Source organism: Pseudomonas sp. SDO524_S393 (assembly GCF_054071875.1).
Map to the genome: position 1 here is coordinate 32,692 of NZ_JBSVVZ010000038.1, position 26,887 is coordinate 59,578.

General features: G+C 62.8%; 21 protein-coding genes and 1 pseudogene. 12 read left to right on the top strand and 10 right to left on the bottom strand.

Features of this window, described 5'->3' with window-relative positions; translation table 11 throughout:
• Window positions 1–41: 41 nt before the first annotated feature.
• A complete protein-coding gene (locus ACW9IB_RS17665) occupies window positions 42–1,148 on the top strand; it encodes an efflux RND transporter periplasmic adaptor subunit (RefSeq protein WP_457367539.1) in 1,107 nt (368 codons plus the stop codon).
• A gap of 2 nt (window positions 1,149–1,150) precedes the next feature.
• Window positions 1,151–4,234: an efflux RND transporter permease subunit gene (locus ACW9IB_RS17670; protein ID WP_457414689.1), complete on the top strand. Its 3,084-nt coding sequence runs from the start codon at window positions 1,151–1,153 to the stop codon at window positions 4,232–4,234.
• A gap of 361 nt (window positions 4,235–4,595) precedes the next feature.
• On the opposite strand, the gene ACW9IB_RS17675 is transcribed toward ACW9IB_RS17670, so the two are convergent.
• From ACW9IB_RS17675 to ACW9IB_RS17690, 4 genes are all read right to left on the bottom strand, one after another.
• The gene (locus ACW9IB_RS17675; RefSeq protein ID WP_457414712.1) at window positions 4,596–5,786 is read right to left on the bottom strand and encodes a M20/M25/M40 family metallo-hydrolase; all 1,191 of its coding nucleotides are present in this window, start codon (window positions 5,784–5,786) and stop codon (window positions 4,596–4,598) included.
• A 143-nt stretch (window positions 5,787–5,929) separates the two neighbouring features.
• Window positions 5,930–6,562 carry a LysE family translocator gene (locus ACW9IB_RS17680; protein WP_457414690.1) on the bottom strand — a complete coding sequence of 211 codons (633 nt, stop codon included), beginning with the start codon at window positions 6,560–6,562 and terminating at the stop codon, window positions 5,930–5,932.
• A gap of 72 nt (window positions 6,563–6,634) precedes the next feature.
• Window positions 6,635–7,504, bottom strand: a complete 870-nt coding sequence (locus tag ACW9IB_RS17685) for a sugar phosphate isomerase/epimerase family protein (protein WP_457367535.1) — start codon at window positions 7,502–7,504, stop codon at window positions 6,635–6,637.
• A gap of 27 nt (window positions 7,505–7,531) precedes the next feature.
• On the bottom strand, window positions 7,532–7,696 hold the full coding sequence (locus tag ACW9IB_RS17690) for a rubredoxin (RefSeq protein ID WP_457367534.1): 165 nt from the start codon (window positions 7,694–7,696) through the stop codon (window positions 7,532–7,534).
• 157 nt (window positions 7,697–7,853) lie between these two features.
• Here ACW9IB_RS17690 and ACW9IB_RS17695 point away from each other — a divergent pair, with 157 nt between their 5' ends.
• A complete protein-coding gene (locus tag ACW9IB_RS17695; protein ID WP_457414693.1) occupies window positions 7,854–9,266 on the top strand; it encodes an aminotransferase-like domain-containing protein in 1,413 nt (470 codons plus the stop codon).
• On the opposite strand, the gene ACW9IB_RS17700 is transcribed toward ACW9IB_RS17695, so the two are convergent.
• Complete coding sequence (locus ACW9IB_RS17700) at window positions 9,244–10,323, bottom strand: sigma-54 interaction domain-containing protein (RefSeq protein ID WP_457367532.1); 1,080 nt, start codon at window positions 10,321–10,323, stop codon at window positions 9,244–9,246. The genes ACW9IB_RS17695 and ACW9IB_RS17700 overlap by 23 nt on opposite strands.
• Window positions 10,324–10,592: 269 nt before the next feature.
• Here ACW9IB_RS17700 and ACW9IB_RS17705 point away from each other — a divergent pair, with 269 nt between their 5' ends.
• Entirely contained in the window at window positions 10,593–11,333 is a 741-nt protein-coding gene (locus tag ACW9IB_RS17705) for a response regulator (protein WP_457414696.1), read from the top strand.
• Complete coding sequence (locus tag ACW9IB_RS17710; protein WP_457414698.1) at window positions 11,330–12,646, top strand: ATP-binding protein; 1,317 nt, start codon at window positions 11,330–11,332, stop codon at window positions 12,644–12,646. Before ACW9IB_RS17705 ends, ACW9IB_RS17710 begins: the two co-directional genes overlap by 4 nt.
• Window positions 12,647–13,446: 800 nt before the next feature.
• Here the strand turns inward: ACW9IB_RS17710 and ACW9IB_RS17715 are convergent.
• Window positions 13,447–14,379 carry a LysR substrate-binding domain-containing protein gene (locus tag ACW9IB_RS17715; protein WP_457369131.1) on the bottom strand — a complete coding sequence of 311 codons (933 nt, stop codon included), beginning with the start codon at window positions 14,377–14,379 and terminating at the stop codon, window positions 13,447–13,449.
• A gap of 235 nt (window positions 14,380–14,614) precedes the next feature.
• On the opposite strand from ACW9IB_RS17715, the gene ACW9IB_RS17720 reads away from it, so the two are divergent.
• The 6 genes from ACW9IB_RS17720 (at window position 14,615) to ACW9IB_RS17745 (ending at window position 21,941) form a co-directional block, all read left to right on the top strand.
• Window positions 14,615–16,258: an ABC transporter substrate-binding protein gene (locus ACW9IB_RS17720; protein ID WP_457414700.1), complete on the top strand. Its 1,644-nt coding sequence runs from the start codon at window positions 14,615–14,617 to the stop codon at window positions 16,256–16,258.
• Between the two features lie 58 nt (window positions 16,259–16,316).
• Window positions 16,317–17,270, top strand: coding sequence for an ABC transporter permease (locus ACW9IB_RS17725; RefSeq protein WP_457414701.1), 954 nt, complete (start codon window positions 16,317–16,319; stop codon window positions 17,268–17,270).
• The gene (locus tag ACW9IB_RS17730; protein WP_457414702.1) at window positions 17,267–18,103 is read left to right on the top strand and encodes an ABC transporter permease; all 837 of its coding nucleotides are present in this window, start codon (window positions 17,267–17,269) and stop codon (window positions 18,101–18,103) included. The genes ACW9IB_RS17725 and ACW9IB_RS17730 overlap by 4 nt, the downstream gene beginning before the upstream one ends.
• 2 nt (window positions 18,104–18,105) lie before the next feature.
• On the top strand, window positions 18,106–19,746 hold the full coding sequence (locus ACW9IB_RS17735) for a dipeptide ABC transporter ATP-binding protein (RefSeq protein WP_457414704.1): 1,641 nt from the start codon (window positions 18,106–18,108) through the stop codon (window positions 19,744–19,746).
• 84 nt (window positions 19,747–19,830) lie between these two features.
• Window positions 19,831–21,000: a hypothetical protein gene (locus ACW9IB_RS17740; RefSeq protein WP_457414705.1), complete on the top strand. Its 1,170-nt coding sequence runs from the start codon at window positions 19,831–19,833 to the stop codon at window positions 20,998–21,000.
• Between the two features lie 65 nt (window positions 21,001–21,065).
• Window positions 21,066–21,941, top strand: a complete 876-nt coding sequence (locus ACW9IB_RS17745) for a LysR substrate-binding domain-containing protein (RefSeq protein WP_457414706.1) — start codon at window positions 21,066–21,068, stop codon at window positions 21,939–21,941.
• Here the strand turns inward: ACW9IB_RS17745 and ACW9IB_RS17750 are convergent.
• From ACW9IB_RS17750 to fae, 4 genes are all read right to left on the bottom strand, one after another.
• A complete protein-coding gene (locus tag ACW9IB_RS17750; protein ID WP_457369124.1) occupies window positions 21,888–23,264 on the bottom strand; it encodes an MFS transporter in 1,377 nt (458 codons plus the stop codon). The genes ACW9IB_RS17745 and ACW9IB_RS17750 overlap by 54 nt on opposite strands.
• Before the next feature lie 173 nt (window positions 23,265–23,437).
• Window positions 23,438–24,871 (bottom strand): NAD-dependent succinate-semialdehyde dehydrogenase, encoded by a 1,434-nt coding sequence (locus ACW9IB_RS17755; RefSeq protein WP_457414707.1) that lies wholly within the window; start codon window positions 24,869–24,871, stop codon window positions 23,438–23,440.
• Complete coding sequence (locus tag ACW9IB_RS17760; RefSeq protein WP_457414708.1) at window positions 24,868–25,902, bottom strand: aldo/keto reductase; 1,035 nt, start codon at window positions 25,900–25,902, stop codon at window positions 24,868–24,870. The genes ACW9IB_RS17755 and ACW9IB_RS17760 overlap by 4 nt, the downstream gene beginning before the upstream one ends.
• Window positions 25,903–25,912: 10 nt before the next feature.
• Window positions 25,913–26,425: a formaldehyde-activating enzyme gene (gene fae, locus ACW9IB_RS17765; protein ID WP_016974617.1), complete on the bottom strand. Its 513-nt coding sequence runs from the start codon at window positions 26,423–26,425 to the stop codon at window positions 25,913–25,915.
• Between the two features lie 266 nt (window positions 26,426–26,691).
• On the opposite strand from fae, the pseudogene ACW9IB_RS17770 reads away from it, so the two are divergent.
• Window positions 26,692–26,887, top strand: a pseudogene (locus ACW9IB_RS17770) (ribonucleotide-diphosphate reductase subunit beta); the annotation flags it as partial.

Here is a 26,887-nt window from a genome sequence, read left to right on the forward strand (position 1 = left end):
GTCCATAATTTTTTGCCCAATGGTTATCCCCGGAGCCCGCCATGCACCCTCTTCCCTTGCGTCTTCTCACGCCCCTGGCCCTGTTGATCGTCCTCAATGGCTGTAACAGCAAGGCCGACACCGCCGCTGAAGTGCCCCAGCCGCGCCCGGTCCTCGCCACCAACGTCGAAGCCGCCGGCAACCAGCAAAGTGCCTACACCGGCGTGGTCGCAGCGCGCACCGAAAGCGACCTGGGGTTCCGGGTCGGCGGCAAGGTCATCGAACGCAAGGTCGACCCCGGCCAGCACGTTTCCCGTGGCGACACTCTGCTGGTGCTGGATATCGGCGACTTCGAGCTGGCCTTGCGCTCGGCGAAGAACCGCGTCAATGCCGCCCAGGCACAATTGCGCCAACGCCGTGACGATGAAAACCGCTACCAACGCCTGGCCAGCACCGGCGCCGTATCGCGGCAGATCTTCGACCAGTCGGCCACCAATCTGCGGGTGGCCGAAGCGGAACTGGCCGCTGCGCAATCCGATGCCAGCCAGATCGAAAACCGTCGCACCTACTCGGTGCTCAAGGCCGATGGCGACGGCATCATCACCGACGTGCGCGTGGACCGCGGCCAAGTGGTGGCCGAAGGGCAAATCGTCGCGCGGCTGGCCCACGACGGCGCCCGCGAAGCCATCGTCAACCTGCCGGAAAACCAGCGCGACCAGGCCTCGCAAAAGGCTCTGGCCTTCCCGTTCGGCGCCCCGGACCAGGCGGTGACCGCCACCCTGCGCGAACTGTCCGCCAGCGCCGACCCCGTCACTCGCACCTACCGCGCCCGCTATGTGTTGCACGGCGCCGTCGAGCGTTTTGCCCTCGGTTCCACCATCACCGTGCGCCTGCAAGGCAACGGCCAGGCTCAACAAACCCGGGTGCCTATCGGCGCGTTGCAAGATGCGGGGCAAGGCACCGGTGTGTGGCTGATCGGTGCGGACAACAAGGTCACATTCGCTCCGGTGAACGTTGCCAGCCTCGGCCAGGAAGACGCCTTGCTCGACAGCGGCGTCAGCCCCGGCCAGACCATCGTCGCCCTCGGCGCCCACCTGCTGCACAACGGTGACGCGGTGCGCCTGCTGCCCGCCCAGGCCTTGGCCCTCAACCGCAAACAGGATCACTGAGCATGCGCGGCATCAACCTCTCCGAACTGGCGGTCAAGCACCGCGCCGTCACGCTGTTTCTGATCATTGCGATCCTCGCCGCCGGGGTCTTCTCGTTCGGCAAACTGGGGCGCGCCGAAGACCCGTCGTTTACCGTCAAGGTCATGACCATCACCGCCGCCTGGCCCGGGGCAACCGCTCAGGAGATGCAGGAGCAAGTGGCCGACCGCCTGGAAAAGCGCCTGCAGGAACTGGACTACTACGACCGCGTGGAGACCATCGCCCAGCCGGGCTTTGTGTCGATGCGCATGACCTACAAGGAATCCACGCGCCCCAGCGAGATCCAGGACCTGTTCTACCAGACCCGCAAAAAGCTCAGCGATGAAGCCTCGAAACTGCCCAAGGGCGTGATCGGGCCGTTCTTCAACGACGAGTATTCGGATGTGTACTTCGCGCTGTACGCCCTGGAAGCCGAACACCTGCCCCACCGGCAACAGGTGCAAATGGCCGAAGAACTGCGCCAGGGTCTGCTCAACCTGCCAGGGGTGAAGAAGGTCAACATCCTCGGCGAGCAGGCACAGCGCATCTTCGTCGAGTTCTCGTATGAACGCCTGGCGACCCTGGGCATCAAGCCCGACCAGATCTTTGCCGCCCTCGCCGCGCAGAACGCCGTGGCGCCGTCGGGTTTTGTGGAGACCGCCGGTGCCCGCGCCTACATCCGTATCGACGGCGCCTTCGACAGCCTGGCGCTGATTGAAAACGTACCGCTGGGAGTCAACGGCCGGGTCCTGCGCATCGCCGATGTGGCCAGCGTCAGCCGGGGTTATGAGGACCCGCCCAGCTACCGCATTCGCCACCAGGGCGACCCTGCGCTGATGCTCGGCGTGATCATGGAAAAGCACTGGAACGGCCTTGAACTGGACAAGAGCCTCAAGGCCCAGGAAGCCAAAATCCAAGCGGACCTGCCCCTCGGCGTGAACTTTGCCAAGGTCTCCGACCAGGCGAAGAATATCAGCCTGGCGGTAAACGAATTCATGCTGAAATTCTTCGTCGCCCTGGCCGTGGTGATGGTCATCAGCCTGCTGGCCCTGGGGTTTCGCGTGGGGTTGGTAGTGGCCGCCGCCGTGCCGCTGACCTTGTCGGTGGTGTTCGTGATCATGCTGCTGACCGGGCGTGAATTCGACCGCATCACCCTTGGTGCCTTGATCATTTCCCTGGGCCTGTTGGTGGATGACGCCATCATCGCCATCGAGATGATGGTGGTGAAACTCGAAGAAGGATTCGACCGCATCCACGCCGCCACCTTCGCCTGGAGCGCCACGGCGGCGCCGATGCTCACCGGTACGCTGGTGACCATCATCGGCTTTCTGCCCGTAGGCTTTGCGCGCTCCGGCGCCGGGGAATACGCGGGCAATATTTTCTGGATCGTCGGTTTCGCGCTGATTTCATCCTGGCTGGTGGCGGTGGTGTTCACGCCGTATCTGGGCGTGAAACTGCTGCCGCAGATCAAGCCGGTGCCCGGTGGTCATGAGGCGATCTATGCCGGGCGTTACTACCAGAAATTGCGCGCGCTGGTCGAAGCCTGCGTGCGCGGACGCTGGCTGGTGACCGGACTGGTGGTGGCTGCATTCGTGTTGTGCGGGCTGGGCATGGGGGTGGTGAAGAAGCAATTCTTCCCCAATTCCGACCGTTCCGAGCTGATTCTGGAGGTGTACATGCCGCCGGGCAGTGCGTTCAAAAGCACTGAAGCGGTCGCCGCGCAGCTGGAAAAGGCCCTGCTGCAAGAACCCCAGACGACCCTGGTCGACACCTATGTGGGCGGCGGTGCGCCACGGTTTTTCCTGTCGCTGAACCCGGAGCTGCCCGATCCGGCCTTCGCCAAGCTGATCGTGCAGACACCGGATTCCCATGCCCGCGACGCCTTGAAGCTGCGCATGCGCGAGCGCATCGCGGCGGGTGAATTTCCGTCGGCACGGGTCCGCGTGACGCAGTTGCTGTTCGGCCCGCCGGTACCGTTCCCGGTGGTATTCCGCGTGTCCGGCCCTGACGTGGACGTACTGCGCGGCATCTCCGAAGAGGTGCGCAAAGTGGTTGCCGCCAACAAGCTGACCAAGGACACCTTCCTCGACTGGGGCGAGCGCACCAGTGGTTATCGCCTGGTGCTGGATCAAGACCGTCTGCGCTTGCTGGGCTTCACGCCCAACGAGGTCAAATCCCAGCTGAACGCCCTGCTCAGCGGCAACCCGATCACCGAAGTGCGCGAAGGCAACCGTACCGTGTCGGTGGTCGCCCGCGCCCAGGGCAGCCAGCGGGAAAACCTCGGCAACCTCAACAACATGACCCTGACCAACAGCGCCGGCACGTCAGTGCCGCTGGCCCAGGTCGGGCATTTCCAGGCGGTGATGGAGGAGCCGATTCTCAAGCGCCGCAACCGCGCGACCACCGTGGAAGTGCGCGCCGACATCATCGACGGCGTGCAACCGCCCGACGTGGAAATGGCCGCCTACAAAGACCTGCAACCGCTGATCGCCAAGCTACCGGCCGGTTACCAGATCGATATCGGCGGCCCCGTGGAAGAAAGCGCCAAGGCCAACGTCGCGCTGGCGGCGCTGTTCCCGATCATGATCCTGCTGACCCTTACGGTGATCATGTTCCAGGTGCGCTCGTTCGGCGTGATGTTCATGGTGTTCGCCACGGCCCCCCTTGGCCTGATCGGTGCGGTGCCGACCTTGCTGCTGTTCAACCAGCCGTTCGGCTTCAACGCGATTCTCGGCCTGATCGGCATCGGCGGGATTTTGATGCGCAACACGCTGATCTTCACCGACCAGATCCGCCAGAACCAGGAGCACGGCATGGGGATTCGCGACGCTATCGTCGAAGCCACCGTGCGCCGGGCGCGCCCCGTGATCCTCACTGCATTGGCGGCGGCACTGGCGTTTATCCCGCTGACGCTGTCGGTGTTCTGGTCGTCCCTGGCGTATGTGCTGATTGGCGGGGTGTTGGTGGGCACCGTGCTGACGCTGTTGTTCCTGCCGGCGCTGTGCAGTCTGGTGTTGGGGCGCACCCACGTAAAAGCTGTCGAAACCTCCCACGCAACCGCCGGATAAGCTCTACTCCCCTGACAACCGCTGCAAAGTCCCTCGCCTGAATACACAATCCCGGTTGAGGGCATCGGTGAGGAACTGCTCACCCTGACCAACGCGTTTCTTCCGTTGGATCAGCGCCGTTCATTTTGGGGCTGCTCCGCAGCCCGGCGCAGGGCAAGCCTGCTCACTACAAAGGCGAGCCAAGCCATACAACCTGTGGTGAGCGAGCTTGCTCGCGCCGGGCTGCGCAGCGGCCCCGACCCTGGCAACGTGTTTACTCTGTTGGATCAGCGCTGACCATCTTGGGGCTGCTCCGCAGCCCGGCGCAGGGCAAGCCTGCTCACTACAGAAGCGGGCCAGGCAGAAACGCAGGCTCAGCCACTCACCGCTTCGACAATTCCATAATCATCCGACTCAACAGATAAATCCGCGGCGATACACTTTCCACCTCCGCATATTCCTCCGGCGTATGAATATTCCCGCCCACAATCCCGAACCCATCCAGCGTCGGCGTGCCCACCCCGGCTGACAGGCTTGCATCCGCCGCGCCGCCGCTGCCTTCGATGGTCAGTTTCTTGCCCAGCTCGCCATAAATGCCCTGGGCAATCGCCACCAGTTTGTCCGACTCCGGCGTCTGTGGCATTGGCGGCAGGCCGCGTTTGAGGCTGGTGGTCACTTCGGTTTCCGGGATCAGTTTGTTGGCCGAAACCCGCACCAGGTCTTTCTCGATGCGGTCGAACTCTTCCGGCAGCGCCGCGCGCACGTCGGCCTTGGCCGTGGCCTGATCGGGGATGACATTGGTGCGGTCGCCCGCCTTGAGCACGGTGAAGTTGATGGTGGTTTTCTTCTCTTCATCGCCCAGTTTGCCCAGTTGCAATATCTGATGCGCAGCTTCCATCGCCGCGTTGCGGCCCAACTCGGGCGCGACACCGGCGTGGGCAGCCTTGCCTTTGACTTCGACCACCGCCGTCGCGCTGCCTTTGCGCCACACCACCAGGCCATCCGCGGGGCGACCGGGCTCCAGGTTCAATGTCACATCGTGGCCTTTGGCAGTGTTGCGGATCAGTTCCGATGCGGTGTCGGAACCGGTCTCTTCGCTGGCGTCGAGCAGAAAGGTGATGTGTGCGTAATCCTTGAAGCCCTGGTTTTTCAGGACTTTCAGCGCGTAGATACCGGCGACGATGCCGCCCTTGTCATCCATCACGCCCGGGCCGAAGGCACGACCGTCCTTGATATGGAACGGACGCTCGGCAGCCGAGCCTTCCTTGAACACCGTGTCCATGTGCGCCATCAGCAGGATTTTCGCCTTGCCGGTGCCTTTGAGCGTGGCGATCACATGGCTGTTGTTGGCCGCCGCGTCGGGCACCAATTCGATGCTGAACCCCAGTTGCTTGAGCTCATCGACGGCAATGTCACGCACCTGGGTCAGGCCCGGTTCATAGCCGGAACCCGAATCGATATTCACCAGGCGCTCCAGCAGTTTCAGGGCCTCAGCCTTGTACTGCTCGGCATCTGCCTGGATCTGTTTGTGGGGTTCGGCGCTGTAGGCCGGTACGGCAAAGGACAAGGCCAGAGTGGCGGCCAGCAGGGTACGGGAGAAGTTAAGAGCATGAACCGATCCTTGTTTTTTGTTGGAGGGGCTGCCACACCCTACTCCACCGGATCGTTCAGAACCAACTTCTCTGTACCGAATTGACGCAGTCAGGCCCAGGCCACTCAGTGCGAGAACCCACGAGCCAGCATCACCGCCACCCCCAGCAACAGCACCGCCGTGATGCGCTGCAACAACACCCGCCGCCGAGGGTTTTCCAGCACGTGCTTGATACGCTGGCCGAAGTAGCAATACAGGCAACCACTGGCAAATTGCAGCAACAGGAAGGTCAGCCCGAGAATAGCGATGTCCGCCGCCGAACTGTGCTCCCCAGCCCCGGCGAACTGCGGGAACACCGCACTGAACATGATGATGGTCTTGGGGTTGGAAAACCCGGTCAGCAGCCCCTTGCCAAACAGGCTGCGCGAGCCCTCCACGTTGCCGGCCTTGTTGATCGATACGCCGCTGCTGGTCCACTGCTTGTAGGCCAGGTACAAAATGTAGGCCACGCCGACAAACTGGATCGCCTGGGTGATCGCCAGGTTGCCCTTGATCAACTCCGAGAAACCCACCGCAAAGATCAGGATGGAAATAAGGTACGACACACTGGCGCCGATCTGCGCCGGGATCGAACTGCGCAGGCCGTCCCTCAGGCCCAGGCTCAGCAACAGCAGGGTCATGGGACCGGGGCTGAAAGTCATGGTGGCGCAAAACAGCAGAAAGTAGAGAAACGAGGATAACGTCAACGCACTTGTCATGGTCCTGGACCTTGGATTGGGTAAAACAACGGCAATGGGACGGGCCACGCAAGTGCCCGCCCCGCAGGCCCATCAGGCGACAGCGATTTCGGTCGTCAGGGATTCGCGATACATCACGGCCAGTTCGGCGAGGGCCGCCTTGGCGCTCTGGTTGCGGGTTTCAAAGGCCACCAGGCCTTTCCAGTTGGTTTCGACAATGGCCTGCACCACGTCGGCGTAATCGCAGTTGCCGTCATGGATGCCGAAGTGCTGGTCCTGCACTCCGTTATTGTTGCTGAAGGAAATGCCCTTGATCAGGTGGTGGTACTTGCGCACCACTTCCGCCGGCAGGCCGTTTTCGATGTTGGCGTGCCCGGCATCGAGGAAGAAGTACACATTGGCATGGTCTTGCAGGCGCTCGAAGATAAAGGCGTATTCCGCTTCATGGGTGAAGATGTAGTGGAATGGCCGATAGTTGACGTAGTTCGACAAGTTCTCCAGATAGATATCCGTGCCCTTGGCCTCGGCGTAACGGGCCAGTTCCTGGATCGACTTGAGGTAGTGGTCCAGCGCGACTTTCTTGGCCATCAACACCATTTTCGGTTCGACGATGCAGCCTCCATGAAGGATCAACGGCGCACCCAGGCGACTGGCGATGTCGATTTCCTTCTTCACATACTCCACCGCCGCGGCCCGGAAGGCTTCCACATCACTGCCCAGCGGCGCCTTGAAGTTGCCGTGATACACCGGCTTGACCCCGGTGGCCTCGATCTGCACCTGCAAGCTGGCGATGCGCTCATCGGTCCAGTCATCGACCATTTCGCCAAACAGGCTGCCGTCGATATACCAATGGGTGCAGCCACCTTCGACGGCGGTTTGCAGGCCCTTTTCGGCACTCAGGTATTTCTGGTGAGCGACGCCGGTACAAAAAGGGACGGCGGGGGTGATCAGCTTGGTGTCCATGGAGCGAGTCCTTTCATAAGTGGAGCGTTAGAGTTCAATGGCCATGAAATCGGCCTTGGTCACGCCGCAGTCCGGGCATGTCCAGTCATCAGGCACCTCTTCCCAAGGGGTGCCTGCCGGGATTCCGTCTTCGGGAATGCCCAATTCTTCTACATACATAAAACCGCAGGGGGCGCACATATAAGTCTTCATGAGAATGCGAAATCCATTGCTCGCGTGTAGGAAAAAGGCCAGGTGATGGCCAGATGGCGCGCAGTCTAGGTGAGCGACATTGCACAAGGCAGGTAAAGTGATGCCTAATCCGGCCTAACTTCACCGGTAAAAGCACCGGCAAAGACAAGGACGGTTTATGTTTGTATCCCCCATCGCCTTTCAGGAAGGCACCCCCAAGGTCCAACAGATCGTCGAGGCGTTCAGCCACGCCATCGAAAACGGCGACTGGGCGCCCGGCAGCAAGTTGCCGTCGGTGCGGGAATTGACCGAGGTGCTGGGCGTGAGCAAGTTCACCCTCAACGAAGCGCTGGACCGCTTGCGCGGGCGCAACCTGCTCACGTCGAGCCAGGGCCGGGGTTACTTCGTGGCGATGGACTCGACCCGCCCGGCGTCGGTGACCTGGGTCGACCTGCTGCCCCAGGACCTGCTCAGCGTATTACGTCGCCCGCTGGTCACCGCCGGCGGCGAGCTGCGCCCCGGCGGCGGCCACTTGCCGGAAGCCTGGCTCAACGGCGAAGCCATCCGCCAGGCCATGCGCAGCGTGGTGCGCGCGCCCTCGCTGCGCATCGCCGGGCTGGGCACGCCGGCCGGGCTGTTACCGCTGCGCCAGGCCCTGCAACAGAAGCTGCATGGCGAAGGCCTGTCAGTGCCGGTGGAACAAATCATCACCACCCCCAACACGGTGCAGGGCCTGGACATGCTCATGCGCCTGCTGGCGCGCCCCGGCGACACGGTACTGCTGGACGCGCCGTGCTATTTCAACTTCCACGCCAACCTGGCCCTGCACGGGGTCAAGGTCGTGACCATCGAGCGCCGACCCGACGGCTTCGACTTCGCCGCCCTCGAACAGCGCCTGGCCGAGCATCGCCCCAGCCTGTACCTGACCACCAGCGTGCTGCACAACCCCACCGGCCATTCCTTCAGCCCCAGCCAGGCCTTTCGCCTGCTGCAACTGACCCAGCAGTATCACTGCCATATCGTCGAGGATGACCTCTACGGCGACCTGCACCCCAACCCGCCACCACGCCTGGCGGCTCTGGCCGGGCTGGAACAGGTCACGTATCTGTCAGGCTTTTCCAAGATCCTCAGCGCCAACAGCCGCGTCAGCTACGTGGTGGCCGCACCGCAACTGGCGGCCAACCTGACCAACATGAAGCTGATGAGCGGCGGCGTGACCTCAGAGCTGTTCGAGCAGATCGTCTACCGCATGCTCAGCGAAGGCAGCTACGCCAAGCACCGCAAACGCATGGTGCAACGCCTGATGGAATCCGGCGGGCGCGTCGAGCAATGGCTCAAGCGCTGCGGCTGCGAATTGCCGATGGCCTATGAGGGTGGGATGTTTATCTGGGCGCGCCTGCCGCCGGGGGTCAACGGTGAACTGCTGGCGCAGGAAGCCTTGAAACGCAGCATGGTCCTGGCACCGGGCGCCCTGTTCGGCTACGACCCCGCCCATCGCGACTCGATGCGGTTCAACGTGGCCCACAGCGATGAACCCCGGGCGCAGCGGGTGTTCGAGGCGCTGCTGGTCAAGGCTTCGCGCGGCCCTTGAGCATCCCGTGGTTGACCAACAGCGTGCGCATGGCATTGCGGGTGATCCCCAAAAGGTCTGCCGTGCGCAGCTGGTTGAAACCACAGAACGCAAACGCCTCGCGCACGATCAAGTCTTCAATATCATGCAGCAGCGTGTCGCCCGGCACCTCGAACAAACGCAGCAATTGCTCGCGGATCACTTCCTGAGGGATGCGCGGCGCTGCACTGTTGGCGCTGGCGTGCAACGCACTCAGCCCGGCGGAAAACTTCAGGTGATTGGGCATGATCGGTTTGTCGCCCGCCACCAGCAATGCCAGGTGCACCACGTTTTCCAGCTCGCGGATATTGCCCGGCCACGGGTAGTCGAGCAGCGCCTGGGTGGCGGATTCGGAGAGCATCGGCTCGGCGATTTTCAGCCTGGCGCTGTACAGCCGACGGAAGTGCTCCACCAGCGGCAGAATGTCCAACGGCCGCTCGCGCAAGGGCAGGACCTGCACCTGCGCCACGTTGATGCGGTAGAACAGATCGAGGCGAAAATTGCCGGCCTCTACCGCCTGTTCCAGGTCGATGTTGGTGGCGGTCACCAGGCGGATATTGATCTTGATCGGCTTGCGCGAGCCCACGCGCACCACTTCCTGCTCCTGCAACACCCGCAGCAACTTCACCTGCAAAGGCAGCGGCAGGTCGCCGATTTCATCGAGGAACAACGTACCGCCGTCAGCCTCTTCGAACCAGCCGATTCGCCGTCCTGAAGCACCGGAAAACGAACCGGCTTCATGGCCGAAGAATTCGCTCTCCGCCAGGTTTTCACTGATGGCGCCGCAGTTCACCGGCACGAATGCGCCGGTACGCCCGCTGGCGCTGTGGATGTAGCGCGCCACCAGTTCCTTGCCGGTACCGGTCTCGCCATTGATCAGCACCGGCGCCTCGCTGGGGCCGACGCGCTTGAGGTAATCGAGCAGTTGCAACGAGCGCGGGTCGGAAAACACCAGGGCCTTGGCGCGGATCGACAGCGGGTCCTTTTCACCCTGGGGCAACGTGAGGACCGGCGTGGGCTGCCCGAGGGGACGGTTCATGAACGAGTTTCCGGCGGCGGGATAAAGAAAGTGAGGGTGACTTTACCCAGCCGCACATATAACTAGAAATATTAAAAATTCATTAGTACATAACTCGTTTAATAACAGCACTTCACCACTGGAATCGCCTCAAACCGGCCTCTCAGCGGCTTTTTTGATTCGTCGTGTATCTCCTCACAGCCAGATACACTGCAATACAAAGGGCACAAGGCAACGCCTCGGGCAGTGGCTAGACTGCGCAGCAATGACTACTTATTGAGGAACGCAACATGGATCATGTCGATCACATCCTGATCGTCGATGACGACCGAGAGATCCGCGAACTGGTCGGCAACTACCTGAAAAAGAACGGCATGCGCACCACCGTGGTGGCTGATGGCCGGCAGATGCGCAGCTTTCTCGAGACCACCCCGGTGGACCTGATCGTGCTCGACATCATGATGCCCGGCGACGATGGCCTGCAGCTGTGCCGCGAATTGCGGGTCGGCAAACACAAGGCCACGCCGGTGCTGATGCTGACTGCACGCAACGATGAAACCGACCGCATCATCGGCCTGGAAATGGGTGCCGACGATTACCTGGTCAAACCCTTCGCCGCCCGCGAACTGCTCGCGCGCATCAACGCCGTGCTGCGCCGCACCCGCATGCTGCCACCCAACCTGGTGGTCAGCGAGACCGGTCGCCTGATTCGCTTTGGCCGCTGGCGCCTGGACACCACCGCCCGCCACCTGCTCGACGAAGACGACACCCTCGTCGCCCTGAGCGGTGCCGAATACCGCTTGTTGCGGGTGTTCCTCGACCATCCCCAGCGTGTGCTCAACCGTGACCAGTTGCTCAACCTCACCCAGGGCCGCGACGCCGATCTGTTCGACCGCTCCATCGATCTGCTGGTGAGCCGCCTGCGCCAACGGCTGCTGGACGACGCCCGCGAACCGGCCTACATCAAGACCGTACGCAGCGAAGGCTATGTGTTCTCCCTGGCGGTGGAAATCCTCGGGGCCGAGCAATGACCTCACGTTTGAAACCAAGATTTGGCTGGCCGCGCACCCTGGCCTCGCAGCTGTCGCTGATCTTTCTGATCAGCCTGGTCTGCGCCCATGGTTTGTCTTTCAGTGCGCAGTTCTACGAGCGCTACGTCACCGCCCGCACGGTGATGCTCGGCAATCTGGAAAGCGACGTGGCGACCTCGGTGGCGATCCTCGACCGCCTGCCCGCCAACGAACGCGCCGACTGGCTGACGCGCATCGACCGGCAGAACTACCGCTACCTGCTTGACGTCGGCGAGCCCGGCGAACCGTTGAGCAGCGATGACGTACCCATGGCGGCCACCTCCATTGCCGAGGCCCTGGGCGAACACTACACCCTGACTTTCCGCAACATTCCGGGCTTGCAGAAGCACTTTCAGGCTCACCTGACCCTGGGCGACGGCAGTCCGCTCACCATCGATGTACGCCCTGCCCCGCTGCCCGTGGCCTACTGGCTACCGGTGGTGCTGGTGCTGCAACTGGCGCTGTTGCTCGGCTGCACCTGGATGGCCGTACGCCTGGCGATCCGACCGCTCACGCGTCTGGCGCGGGCCGTGGAAACCCTCGACCCCAACGCGCACCCCACGCCACTGGACGAAAAAGGCCCGACCGAAGTGGCCCACGCCGCCGCCGCGTTCAACGAAATGCAAAAGCGCATCGCCGAATACCTCAAGGAACGCATGCAGATTCTGGCGGCCATTTCCCACGACCTGCAAACGCCGATCACCCGCATGAAACTGCGTGCCGAATTCATGGAAGAGTCCGCCGACCGGGAAAAGCTCTGGAGCGACCTCGGCGAAATGGAACACCTGGTGCGTGAAGGCGTGGCCTATGCGCGCAGCGTGCACGGCGCCACCGAAGCGAGCCACCGCATCGACCTGGACGCCTTCCTCGACAGCCTGGTATTCGACTACCAGGACATGCAAAAACAGGTCAGTCTCACCGGCAGAAGCGCCGTCATCCTCGACACCCGCCCCCACGCCCTGCGGCGAGTGCTGGTCAACCTGGTGGACAACGCCTTGAAATTCGCCGGCTCCGCCCAACTGGAAGTCGGCTCCACGGCCCATGGCGAACTCTCGATCAAAGTCCTCGACCGTGGTCCCGGCATTGCCGAGGACGAACTCAAGCAAGTGCTGCAACCTTTCTACCGCGTCGAAAGCTCACGCAACCGTGGCACCGGCGGCACCGGCCTGGGCCTGGCCATCGCCCAACAACTGGCCGTGGCGATTGGCGGCTCGCTGACCTTGAGCAACCGCCCGGAGGGCGGCTTGTGTGCCCAGATCAAAATTCAGTTGTAAGCGAGAAAGTGCCCGGCGCGACGGCCTTGTTGGCAGCGTTTTTCCAGTCGCTGCAAGACCCCTGTGGGAGCTGTCGAGCCCCGGCGAGGCTGCGAAGGCGGTGGGTCAGGTGGCATCTGTGTTAGCAGTGCAGCAGCTATCGCAGGCAAGCCAGCTCCCACATTGGAGTTCTTTTGTTGGCAAGAACGTGCCCGACGCGATGGCCCTGCTGACGGCGTTTTTCCAACCACTGCAAGACCCTGTGGGAGCTGTCGAGCCCCGGCGAGGCTGCGAAAGCGGAGGGTCAGGTGGCATCTGTGTTAGCAGTGCCGCAGCTATCGCAGGCAAGCCAGCTCCCACAGGGGTTCTCTATTGTTGGTGAGAAAATGCCCGACACGACGGCCCTGCTGACGGCGTTTTTCCCACCACTGCCACTCCCCTGTGGGAGTTGTCGAGCCCCAGCGAGGCTACGAAGACGGGGGGTCAGGCGACATCTTGATTGGCTGTGCCGACGTCTTCGCGGCGATGCGGCGACCCGACAAGCCCGCTCCCACATTGGAGCTCTATGGTTGGAGAGAAAGTATCCGGCGCGATGGCCCTGCTGACGGCGTTTTTCCAACCACTGCAAGACCCCTGTGGGAGCTGTCGAGCCCCGGCGAGGCTGCGAAAGCGCTGGGGCAGTCGACATCTCTATCGACTGTGCCGACGTCTTCGCGAGCAAGCCCGCTCCCACATTGAATCTCTATTGTTGGTGAGAAAATGCCCGGCGCGATGGCCCTGCTGACGGCGTTTTTCCCACCACTGCCACTCCCCTGTGGGAGTCAGTTGACCGCTGTAGAAGGCTCCAACTGCCGCTGCGCCAACCAGATTTCCTCCTGCAACCACTGACTGAACACCTGCAATTGCGGTGTATCCGTCTGCTCCGGCCGGGTCACCAGCCAGTAGGACTGATGCCCATCCACATGCACATTGAGCACCTGGGTCAACTGCCCTGACGCCAACTCCGCCGCCACCATATGCCAGTCGGCAATCGTGATTCCCAGCCCATCGGTGGCAGCCCGGATAGCCAGGTCCAACAGGTCGAATTCGTACCCGCCCTGCGTGTCCACCCCCTGGATCCGCGCCGCATCCAGCCAGTGCTTCCAGGTGAGATAGCGCTGGTCCTCGCTGGCCAGCACATGCAGCAATGTCATGCGGTTAAGGTCGACGCCCTCGTCAGTGCACTCACGGGCATACAACGACGGCGCGCACACCGCGATATGCCGCTCCTGCACCAACAGCGAACTGTCCAACCCATCCCACTCACCGTTGCCAAACCGGATCGCACAATCGAGGGTGCTGGTCTGCGCAAGGCTGTCCTGCAGGCAGGTGGTGATGCTCAACTCCAACTCCGGATGCGCCTCGCGCAGACGCCCCAGGCGCGGCATCAACCAGCGGCTGGTGAACGTCGGGGGCGCGTTGACGTGCAGGCGGTTGGTATGGGTTTTCTGCTGAATGCTGCGCACCGTCAGCTCGATCTTGTCGAACGACTGATGCAAGGCCCGTAACAGTACCCGGCCCGCGCTGGTCAGCTCGAGGTGGTGATGGCGCCGCTCCAGCAGGTTCTCGCCCAGTTGTTCTTCCAATTGGCGAACCTGGCGGCTGACCGCGCTCTGGGTGACGTTCAACAGTTCCGCTGCCCGGGTAAAACTGCCGGTGCTGCCGGCCACTTCGAAGGCTTTGAGGGCGTTGAGACCGGGCATTTTGCGTTTCATGAAGAGCACTCGAAGGCCACTGACGAGGTGCCAAGCATCCCACGATCTGTAGGAAATTTCCTAGCCAACATGATTTTTTGTATCTACCGACCCGTCTGTTTCGACCCCTTGGCCCCTTCACGCCGACTAACATGCATTTAAGGAACGTTTCACCGCTGAATTTATCGTTTGTCGATCTTTGCGCGGATGACAAAACTGCGGCCATCTCTAATAAAAACAACATGAGAGCAGCCCCATGTCCGATTCCGACGTTTTGGCGACCCTGGATGGCGCCGTGCCGCACCCCGCCGTCAACGACCTGTGCACCCAGGTGCAACAGGGCCAGATCAACCGCCGCCAGTTCCTGCGCACTGCCACCCTGCTGGGCATCACCGTGGCCAGCGCCTCCAGCTTCATGGGTGCAGCCTTGCTCGGCAGCGACGCCCATGCCGCCGACGGCACGCCCGCCCGCCAAGGCGGCAGCCTGCGTTTCGCCTGCGCGATCCAGGAAATCCAGGACCCGATGCTGATCACCTGGATCGAAGCCTCGAACCTGCTGCGCAATTCCCTGGAATACCTGACCTGGGTCGACGCCGACAACATCACCCACCCCTACCTGGCCGAGAGCTGGAGCCCTTCCGACGACCTCACCACCTGGACCTTCAACCTGCGCCAGGACGTGAAGTGGAGCAACGGCGACAGCTTCAATGTCGACGACGTGCAACACAACATCGAACGCTGGATCGCTGCCGACTCCAAGTCGGTCAACCGCACTGCGTTCCAGGACATCAAGGCCTTCGAAAAAGTCAGCGACTACCAGTTCCGCCTGCACCTCAAGCGACCGATTCTGGCGATCCCGGAAATGCTCAACGCCTTCACCTGCGCCATCGTGCACCGCAGCTTCAAGGCCGGGGATGACTGGGTCAAGAACCCGCTGGCCACCGGGCCGTTCAAGTTGGTGTCGTTTGCGGTGAACAAGCAGGCGACCTTCGTCAAGCGTGCCGATTACTGGGGCAAACCGGCCAATCTGGATGAGCTGCGCTACATCGATATGGGCACCGACGTATCCACCCATCTCGCCGCCCTGCAAGCCGGGCAAGTGGATGTGCTGTACCGCGTCACCGTGGCCGAACTGGACTTGGCCAAGCGCCTGCCCGGCGCGCAACTGCTCAGCTGCAAATCCGCGCAGACCGTGGTCATGCGCATGGCTTGCGACCAGAAGCCGTTCACCGACCTGCGCATCCGCAAGGCCGTGGTGCTGTGCGCCGATAACGCGCAGATGCTCAAGGTGGCCTATCGCGGCATGGGCACCCTGGGCGAGGACCACCACGTGGCGCCGTCCCACCCCGAATACTTCCCGTTGCCCAAACGCGAGCGCGACGTGGCCGCAGCGAAAAAACTGCTGGCCGAGGCCGGGTTCCCCAATGGCCTGGACATCGACCTGATCGTCGGCAACACCCAGGGCCGCTATGAACAGGACTGCGCGCAGATCCTGCAACAGAACTGCCTGGAAGCCGGCATTCGCATCAACCTCAAAGTGGTGCCGGCGGCACAGTACTGGCCGATCTGGGACAAAGCCGCGTTCAGCCTCACTTACTGGGCCCACCGTCCGCTCGGGGTGATGTCCCTGGAGCTGGCCTATCGCGGCGGCGGCGCCTGGAACGAAAGCCACTACCGCGACCCGGCCTTCGATGCCGCCCTGGACAAGGCCATGGGCATTATCGATCCCAAGCAGCGCGCCGTGGCCATGCAGAACGTCGAGCAAATCCTGCAAGACGCCTGCGTGATCGTGCAGCCGTTCTGGGGCGACAAGTTCACCGCCGTGAGCAAAAAGGTGCAGGGGTTCCAGGTGCACCCTTCCGACTTCTACCCGATGGGCAATGTCTGGTTGAGCGTTTGAGTCAACCCTGCCCGCCCGTGCGGGCAGACTTTCCATCCTCCGTCGGAGTGTGTACCTGATGGCTCATTTTCTCTTGCGCAAAGTGCTGATGCTGCTGGCGACTCTGTTGTCGGTGTCGCTGATTGTGTTCCTGGCCCTGGAACTCAATATCGAAGACGTGGCAATCAACGTCCTCGGCCCCTATTCCGCCGCCGACCAGCGTGCCGCCTGGCTGCTGGAGCACGGCTACAACCAACCGTTCGTGTGGCGCTACCTGGTGTGGCTCAAAGACTTCGTGATCGGCGATTGGGGCACCTCGGTGTACTTCCGTGAGCCGGTGCTCAAGCTGCTGCTGCCCAACCTGTGGCAAACCCTGACCCTGGCCGGGCTGGCCCTGCTGGTGATGGTGCCGGTGGCCTTGACCCTGGGTGTACTCGCGGGCATTCGCCAGGGTTCGCCGATCGATCGGCTGGTGTCGTTCCTGTCGATCGTCACCACGTCGATTCCGGACTTCGCCAGCGCGGTGTTCGTCGCGGCGATCTTTGTGTTCTGGCTCAACTGGCTGCCGGGCGTGAGCAGCATGAGCGACGGCTTCAACGCGGTGGAACTGGTGCTGCCGCTGATGGTGCTGTGCCTGTTCGGCATCGGCTATCTGGCGCGGATTACCCGCGCCTCCATGGTGGAAGTGATGCAGGCGCCGTACATCCGCACCGCGCGGCTCAAGGGCGCGTCCACCACTCGTATCGTGCTGCGCCATGCGCTGCGCAACGTGCTGATCGCGCCGGTCACGGTGATCATGCTGTACATCCCGTGGCTGCTCTCGAACGTGATCGTGGTCGAGGTGTTTTTCGCCTACAAGGGCTTCGGTTCGATGCTCTACACCGCGTCGCTGAACCATGACGTCTACCTGATCGAAGCCTGCGCGATGATCAGCGGTGTGGTGGTGGGCATCAGCAAGATCTTCTCGGACCTGGCCTACACCTGGCTCAACCCGCGCATCACCCTGCGCAGTCTCGGCGGAGGCCGCCAATGAACCTGCTCAAATCCTTCAAACACCCGCTGGCCCTGCTCGGCCTGCTGCTGGTGGGCGGCTGGGTGCTGATCGCCCTCTACGCGCCGTGGCTGGCACCCCATGACCCGCTGGAAAGCTTCACGCCGTTGCTCACGCCACTGACCGCCGGCGACGACGGCGCCAGCTTCCTGCTGGGCACCGACATGATTGGCCGCGACATCCTTTCGCGGCTGATCTGGGGCACGCGCACCGTGCTGTTCTGGTCGATTCTGGCCACCCTCACCGCGTTCGCCGTGGGCATCGCCATGGGCCTGTGCGCCGGTTACTTCAATGGCTGGGTCGATGCGCTGCTGTCCTACGTGGCCGACACGGTGCTGTCGTTCCCGGTGCTGGTGCTGTACATCGTGATCATCATCGCCCTCGGCGCCTCCGCGCTGAACATCCTGATTGCGGTGACCTTCACCAGCGCGCCGGCGATCTTTCGCATCATGCGCGCCCTGACCATCGACATCCGCTCACGCGACTACGTGCTCAGCGCCATCACCCAGGGCGAAGGTTCGCTGCGCATCATGCTGGTGGAGATCCTGCCCAACTGCGGCGGCCCGCTGATCGTCGACTTCTGCCTGCGCATCGGCTACACCGCGATCATGATCGGCGCCCTGGGCTTTCTGGGCCTGGGCCTGCCACCGCCGACCCCGGACTGGGGCGGCATGATCAACGATGGTCGCGCCATGGCCATTACCTTTCCGCACCTGGTGATCTTCCCGTGCATCGCCATCTCCACCCTCATGCTTGGCCTGAGCCTGCTCGCCGACGGGCTGGATGAACACGCGCAGCAAGGCGCAAGGAGCTGAGCATGAGCAACCATCAAACCGTATTGCGCGTGGACAACCTGTCCATCGAACTGCCCAAGGGTGCCGACCGCAGCCATGCCGTGCACGGCATCAGCCTGGACGTGCGCAAGGGCGAAATTCTCTGCGTGATCGGCGAGTCCGGCTCGGGCAAGTCCGTGCTGTCGGCCGCGATCATGGGCGATTACGCCAAGGGCCTGCGGCATGCCAGCGGGGTCATCGACTTTCTCGGTGACGACATCTGCACGCTGGACGACACCCGCCTGCGCGCGCTGCGTGGCAACCGCATCGCGATGATTTTCCAGGAACCCATGGCGGCGCTGAACCCGGCGATCCGCATTGGCAAACAGGTGGAAGAAATCTTCGATATCCATGCCCCGCAGATGCCCGCCGTCGAACGGCGCGAGCGCATGCTGGCGCTGCTCGAATCCACCCAACTGCCGGACCCGCCGCGCATCGCCAATAGCTTCCCGCACCAGCTGTCCGGCGGCCAATGCCAACGGGTGGTGATTGCCATGGCGCTGGCGATGAACCCGGACCTGCTGATCGCCGACGAACCCACCACTGCCCTCGACGTGACCACCCAGGCCCAGGTCTTGAAGCTGGTGCGCGAGCTGCGCGGGCGTGGCCAGCACGGCATTCTGTTCATCACCCACGACTTTGGCGTGGTCGCGCAGATTGCCGACCGTATCGCGGTGATGGAAGGCGGCCGCCTGGTGGAAATCGGTGAACGTGATCAAGTATTGAATGCTCCCGCCCATGCCTACACGCGCAAGCTGATCGCCGCGGTACCGGCGCTGCACCCAGAACTGCACGCGCCGAGCGCCGATGGCGAAATGGCCCTGCGTATCGAGCGCCTGACCAAGACCTACAACGTCGGCGGCAGCGCGGTGGCGGCACTGCGCAATGTGTCGCTGAACCTGCCACGGGGCAAGACGCTGGCGATTGTCGGCGAGTCGGGCTCAGGCAAGAGCACCCTGGTCAAGGCCGCCATTCGCCTGGTGGACAGCGACAGCGGCCATGTGTGGGTCGGCGATACCGATTTCCTGGCGCTGCAAGGCTCGGCACTGGCGGCCAACCGGCGGCGCATCCAGATGATCTTTCAGGACCCGTACGGCTCGCTCAACCCGCGCCATCGCGTCGGCGACATCATCGCCCGTGCCGCGCAGTTGCGCGGTTTGTCGGCCAAGGATGCCTGGGCCGAGGCCGGCGACTTGCTGGAGCAGGTCGGGCTCAAGCGTGATGCCTTGCAGCGCAAGCCCCGGCAGTTCTCCGGCGGCCAGCGCCAGCGCATCGGTATCGCCCGTGCCCTGGCGATGCGCCCGGAAGTGCTGATCGCCGATGAGAGCGTGTCGGCGCTGGATGTGTCGGTGCAGAAACAGGTGCTGGAACTGCTCGCCGACCTGCAACGGCAACTGAACCTGAGCATCCTGTTCATCACCCACGACCTGCGTGTGGCGGCGCAGATCAGCGACCACATCGCGGTGATGCGCCAGGGCGAAGTGGTGGAGTACGGCACCGCCGAACAGGTGCTGCTGCGCCCACAAAATGCCTATACCCAGGCGCTGTTGGCGGCCGCTCCGGGCGCATCCGAACTGCCCGCCGCCGGACCGCCCTTGAAGCTGGTACGCCCCGCCGCTCACTGAGTCCAACCCTTTTCCCCGCGTCGCAGCGTTCGCTGCGGCAACGGGCTGCTGTTGCCCAAAAAAACTAAAAACGAGAGTAAAACCATGCGACCAACGATGCGTTACTTCACCCTCATTCCCGTGCTCGGCGCCCTCGCGGCACCGGCCATGGCGGTGCAGGTCACCGACAACCTCGACCTCGGCGGCGCCATCCGTGCACGCTGGGACTACGACCCGGACCGCGACATCCAGAAGTTCGGCCTGGACACGGTGTTCCTCAGTGCCAAGTACAACTCCGACAGCTGGATCGGCGAGGCGCAGTACCGCTTCTACGGTCGCTCCTACCCGTACCAGTACACCAAGAACTACGGCGATATCCAGTTCGCCAAGTTCGCCTGGGTCGGCTACAAGTTCAACCCCGACCAGCAGGTGCAAGTGGGTTTGAACACCGTGCCGTTCGGCCTGCAGCCCTACTTCGGCAGCACCTTCTACGAAACCCTGGGCAACGTCATCGGCCTGGAAGACGTGCAACAGGTCGGTGCCAAATACATCCAGCAAAGCGGTGACTGGAACGTGCAGGCCGGTTACTACCTGCGCCCCGCGTGGCAAGGCAAGGGCACCAGCAAAGGCGTGACCTACTCCAGCGTGGTCTCCGGCGCCGACAGCTACGTGGCCGACGGCAGTGACAACCAGGAACGCAATACCGTGGTCCTGCGCGTGGCCAAGGCCCTGGACCTGGGCGACTGGAAGTCCGAAGTGGGCGTGTCGGGCCTGACCTCCACCCTGGAAAACAAAGACACCGGCAACGATGGCCGACGCAACGCCGTGGCGATCCACTACCTGGGCAAGAACGGCCCGTGGGGCCTGCAATTGCAGGCGGCGCGCCAGCAGATGTCACCGCGCAACGAAGGCACCGACGGCGTGGTGACCCTGGGCGGTTACGACGGCACTTACAACGTCGCCAGCCGTGGCAACCTGTACGTGGCGGACCTGAGCTACGACGTGGGCGGCAAATACCTCTGGGACCAGATCAGCGGCGTGAAGCTGTATGCCAACTACAGCGCCTTCGACAAGTCCGACAACGACTTCAAGACCTCGCAGCGGGTGATCCTGGGGACCTCGTTTTCGTTCAGCAAACTGTGGATCGCCACGGAATGGCTGATCGGCAAGAACGACCCGTACATCGGCGGCAGCAGCTATACCCAGAGCTTGGGGGCTGGGGGCAGTAACCAGTGGGAGAATCAGCTGTACATGAACATCGGTTACTATTTCTAGGCCATTGCTCCTTGTGGTGAGCGGGCTTGTCCCGCTCACTACAAAATACCGTAGGGATTCGATCGATGCGCCACCTGCCCGCCCTCAACATGCTCCGCGTCTTCGAAGAAGTCGCGCGCCACCGCAGTTTCAGCCAGGCCGCCGTGGGCCTCAATGTGACCCAGGGTGCGGTCAGTCGCCAGATCAAGCAATTGGAAGACTACCTGGGGGTCGCCCTCTTCATCCGCACGCCCCAGGGCCTGTCGCTCACCGAGGCCGGCTTTGCCCTGTCCCCGCACCTGAGCGACGCCTTTGACCATATCGAGCGCGCCCTGCAAGCCGTACGCGTGCCCAACCTGCGCCAGCGCCTGCGCATCGTCGCGCCGCCGACCTGGGCCACGCGCTGGTTGTCGGCACACTTGCGCAGGTTTTGTGAGCGCTACCCGGATATCAACCTCAGCGTCACCCACCAGGCCGGCCACGACAGCCTGGCGGAAATCGACTGCCGGATTCGCTTCGGCCTGGAGCCGGACCCGCATTGCCGCAGCGAGCTGCTGGTGATGGAGCGCCACATCGCCGTGGCCAGCCCGGAGCTGTTCCACGACGGCCAACCGCCCGACCTGCGACGTTACCCGCTGCTGCATATCCTGCACGACGGCAAGCGTTTGAAGGTGTGGGAGAACTGGCTGGCGGCCATGGGCCGGGACGATATCGATGCGGACCAGGGTTTGGAATTCAGCACCCTGGACCAGGTGATCCACACCGCCCTGGCAGGCGGCGGACTGGCGGTGATCGACCGCCAGATGATCGAGCGCGAACTGGCCAATGGCAGCCTGCTGCCGATCACCCCCGTGGAAGTGATCGGCCCGTATGGCTATTGGCTGGATGTGGCGACGGACAAACAGGGGTTATCCAAGGTTCGGTTGTTTACGCAGTGGTTGGGCCAGGTCAGCAACCCCTGACAACGGCGGCACCTCGGCCTTGCACGCCTGGCTCAAGGTCAGTGCCTTGGTTTCCGGCGCCCAGGCAAACGAGATGATCGCACCAAATACCAGGATCGCCGCGAGGATGCCCATGGTCGGACTCAAGCCGATCCCGGCCACGCTTACCGGCAACAGGAAGGTACTGATCGCCGACCCCAGCCGGCTCACCGCCGTGGCCAGGCCGATACCGCTGGCGCGCACTTCGGTGGGAAAGCTTTCTGCCGGGAACACGCCCACCAGGTTGCTCACCGCCGACAACACCAACGTGAACACACCGAACGTCAACACCATCAGCCACGCCAGGCTGCCCGGCAACACCGCCAACAGAAACAGCGCCGCCGCAAGGATGATGAACGAGTTGATCAGAAAGCCCCGGCGCGAGAACTTCACTGTGCACCAGATACCCAGCAGAGCACCGACGATCAGCAGCAGGTTGAGCAGCAACTCGGTGCCGAAGCCTTGGGACAAGCCCATTTTCTGCAGGATCGACGGCAGGAACGTGTAGATCGCGAAATACGGCATCACGATGCACACGAAGAACAGGCAGTTGAACGCGGTGCGCGTGCGGTACTCACGGCTGAACAGCACGCCGTAGCCGGAACGCACTTGTGCGGCGGGCTCTTCATCCAGCACCACGTGTTCCCCCAGGTGCTTCCTGACGATGGCCCGGGCTTCGGCAACGCGCCCCCGGTTGACCAGCCAGCGCGGCGATTCCGGGGTGCCGATACGGGCCAGCAGGATCAGGCCGGCGGGAATCGCCGACGAGGCCAGCATCCAGCGCCAGGCATCATCACCCAGGCTGAGCATCGCGGTACCGACGAAGGTGGCCGCCACGTAGCCGAAGGTCCAGATCACGCTGAACGAACCCAGCAGCACGCCCCGGTGTTTCTTCGGCGAAAACTCGGCGAGCATGGCGTGGCCGACACTGAAGTCCCCGCCCAGACCGATGCCGATCAGGATGCGACACAGCAACAGGCCAGTGGCGGTCTCGACAAAGAACTGCATCACCGACGCCAGGGTGATCAGCACGAAGCTGACCAGGAAGATTTTCTGCCGACCGAGACTGTCGGAGATCCAGCCGAAAAACAGGCTGCCCAGAAACAGACCGATCAGCGCCGAAGCACCGATCAAGCCTTGCCAGAACGCGTCCAGTTGCATCTGTGGGCTGAGCAAGGTGAAGGCGATACCGATCAGGCCGAGGATATAGCCGTCGGTGAAATGCGCGCCAAACGTGAGGCCGGCGATTTTCAGGTGAAAACGGCCGATGGGCAGGTCGTCGATTTTGACGGGTTGAGCAGTCATGGGTGTTCTCCATATTGTTTTTCTTGACGGAGTAACAACAGACAAGCCCCACTCCAAATGTGGGAGCGGGCTTGCCCGCGATAGCGGTACATCAGTTATGGAGGTGGTGGCTGACCGCTATCGCAGGCAAGCCAGCTCCCACAGGGGTTTAGTGTCGTTTGGGCGCGGGTGGCTTAGAGACCGCCCATCAACAGGTATTTGATCTCCAGGTAATCCTCCAGGCCGTACTTGGAGCCTTCGCGGCCCAGGCCCGATTCCTTGATGCCGCCAAACGGCGCGACTTCGGTGGAGATGATGCCTTCGTTGATGCCGACCATGCCGGCTTCCAGGCCTTCGGCCATGCGCCACACGCGGCCGATATCACGGCTGTAGAAGTAAGCGGACAACCCGAACGGCGTGTCGTTGGCGCGGGCCAGCACTTCGGCTTCATCCTTGAAACGGAAGCATGCAGCCACCGGACCGAAGGTTTCTTCCTGGGCGATCAGCATGTCGCCGTGGGCTTCGGTGAGGATGGTCGGTTCGAAGAACGTACCGCCCAGCGCATGGCGACGGCCACCGCACAACAGCGTGGCGCCCTTCTCCAAGGCATCGCCGACATGGGCTTCGACCTTGGCCAACGCGGCGGCATTGATCAGCGGGCCTTGCTCGGTGTCGCCGTCCAGGGCGCTGCCGACACGCATCGCGCTGACCGCTTCGGCCAGTTTGCGGGTGAACGCGTCGTACACGCCGTCCTGAATAAAGAAGCGGTTGACGCACACACAGGTCTGCCCGGTGTTGCGGAACTTGGAGGCCATGGCGCCTTTGACGGCGGCATCCAGGTCAGCGTCGTCGAACACAATGAACGGCGCGTTGCCGCCCAATTCCAGCGAGACTTTTTTCAGGGTGTCTGCCGCCTGGCGCATCAGCAGCTTGCCGGTGCGGGTGGAGCCGGTGAACGACAGCTTGCGTACCACGCTGGAGGCTTGCAGCGCGCCACCGATGGCCACGGCGTCGCCGGAGACGATGTTGAACACGCCCGCGGGGATGCCCGCCTGCTCGGCGAGTACCGCCAGGGCAAAAGCCGACAGCGGCGTCTCTTCCGAAGGTTTGAGGATCATGGTGCAGCCCGCCGCCAGCGCCGGGCCGACCTTGCGGGTGACCATGGCCAGGGGGAAGTTCCACGGCGTGATCGCCGCGACCACGCCGATGGCTTCCTTGACCACGATGATGCGCGCGTCGGCCTTGTGGCTGGGGATCACGTCACCGTAGGCACGCTTGGCCTCTTCGCCGAACCACTCCAGGAAGCTTGCCGCGTAGACCACTTCGCCCATGGCTTCGGCCAACGGTTTGCCCTGCTCCAGGCTGAGCAAGTGGGCCAGGTCCTTCTGGTTGCTCAGCATCAGCTCGCTCCAGCGCTTGAGGCGCTGGCTGCGCTCCTTGGCCGTGAGCTTGCGCCAGGCCGGCAACGCACGGTTGGCGGCGGCGATGGCCAGGTCGGTTTCTTCGGCGGCAGCGCGCTGCACATCGGCGATCAGCGCGCCATTGGCCGGGTTGAACACGGGGTAAGTCGGGCCGCCGCCGGACCATTGGCCATCGATGTAATTGCCCGTACGGATCAGCGGATTCATGCCACGGCCTCGGTCAGGTTGAAACGGTCCAGACCCGGACGAGCCTCACGCAGGATGCGCTTGCCGGCGGTGTAGTCGTTGATCACATCGCACGGGGTGTAGTTGCGTTCCAGCTCGTGCAGCTCTTCGGCGTCCAGTTGGGTGTCGAGGGCGGCCAGTGCGCTGTCGAACTGCTCGGTGGTGTCGGCGCCTACCAGCATCACGTCCACGCCCGGGTGATTGGCCACCCAGGCCTGGGCGATCTGCGCGTTGGACACGCCACGGGTGCGGGCCACGCGCTGTACCGAGTGGGCAATGTCGAACGACGCCTGGTCGCTGTACATCTGCTGGGTGAAGAAGTCGGTCTGGTTGCGGGTCGACTGCACTTCACCGGTGAGCAGGCCACGGGCCAGCGGGCTGAACACCGAGACGCCCAGGCCCTGGTCACGGCAGAACGGGATCATTTCGCGCTCTTCTTCGCGATAGGCGCAGTTCAGTTGCAGCTGCATGTTGATCGGTTTGACCCAACCGTTGCGCTCGCAGGCCATGAGGATCTTGGCGAGTTGACCGGTGAGCATGGTGGACACGCCGATGTAGCGCGCCTTGCCGGAACGCACGATGTCGTTCAGGGCGCCCATGGTTTCTTCGACGGGGGTGTTCACGTCGAAGTAATGCAGCATGAACACGTCGACGTAATCCATGCCGAGGCGGCTCAAGGACAAGTCGATGCTGTCCATGATGTGCTTGCGCGAATGGCCGCTGGCATTGAGGCCGCTGCGGGTGCCGTAACCGACTTTGGTGGTAACCACGATGTCGTCGCGGCGCGCCACGCGCTTGAGGATGCGCCCCACCACTTCTTCGCCGACGCCGGCGGAGTAGAAGTCGGCCAGGTCGATGAAATTGACGCCGTTGGCCAGGGCGTGGGCGACGATGGGCTCACTTTGCTTTTCGTCGAAGATCCACGGTTTCCAGTCCGGGGTGCCCATGTTCATGGTGCCCAGGCACAGGCGCGAGACTTGCAGGCCGGAGTTGCCCAATCGAGTGTATTGCATGGGAATCTCCTCAGGCCTTTGGCGTGTAGAACGGGTTGCTGATGTGGTTGACCACGTCGGCCAGTTGCGCGGTGTACGGCGTGCCGGTCAGGGCGGCGCGGATCGCGGTGCGGCAGGCGTTGTAGTTGTTCAGGTAGACGGCATCGAGGTCATCGCAGCCCGGGTTGACCCAGTTGGCGGTGACGATGGCCCATTCGTCTTCGGCTTCCGGCGGCAGGGTGCCGTCCAGCAGGGCTTCGAGCACGGCCTTGGCAATACCGGCCTGGGAGGCGCCCCAGGTGGCGTTGCCATGCAGGTCGCTGCTGATTTCGGCCTTGTTGACATACAGGGTCATGGGTTTGACCGGAATGTTCGGCTGGGCAATCACCATGAACGGGCAATGACCCTGGCTGGGGGACGCCAGGCTGTTGGCGAATGCCTGGCCGGCGGGGCCGTTGCGCGGGCCGATAAGAATATTGATGTGGGCCGCGTTGACGCCCGGGCCTTCGAAGCCTTCGCCGATGTACAGATCAAGTGCTTTCATATCGCAAACGCTCTTTGTTGTTATGGGGAGCTGGTGAGCGATTTTTTAGCACTGGCCGTGAAAAGGGCCGTAACCATTAAAAGTCATGGGGCTGTGACTTTTGCTCATACCCCCTGCGACGATCGATACCCTCTTGTGCGTTGACCAAGGATGTTACACACCATATAGTGTGCCCACCCAAGCAAGTGACCACTACATCATGTAGTTTTCACATGCTTTGAAGTCTGAATGCCCTTATTTGTCAAGCACCAGGAAGGAGAATTTCGATGCTGAGCTGGGATGAAGTCGACAACGAAGACACCAATGCCGCGGTGATCAAGAGCGCTACTGCCGCCGACGTGACCATGGACCGTCTGGACGGTGCCGGTGCCGCCGCCGCACTGGAAGCCCGCAGCGTCACGGCCACCGACTCCGCCGCCATCATCCGCGCCAAGGCCGCCCTCGACAAACTCGACATCGCCG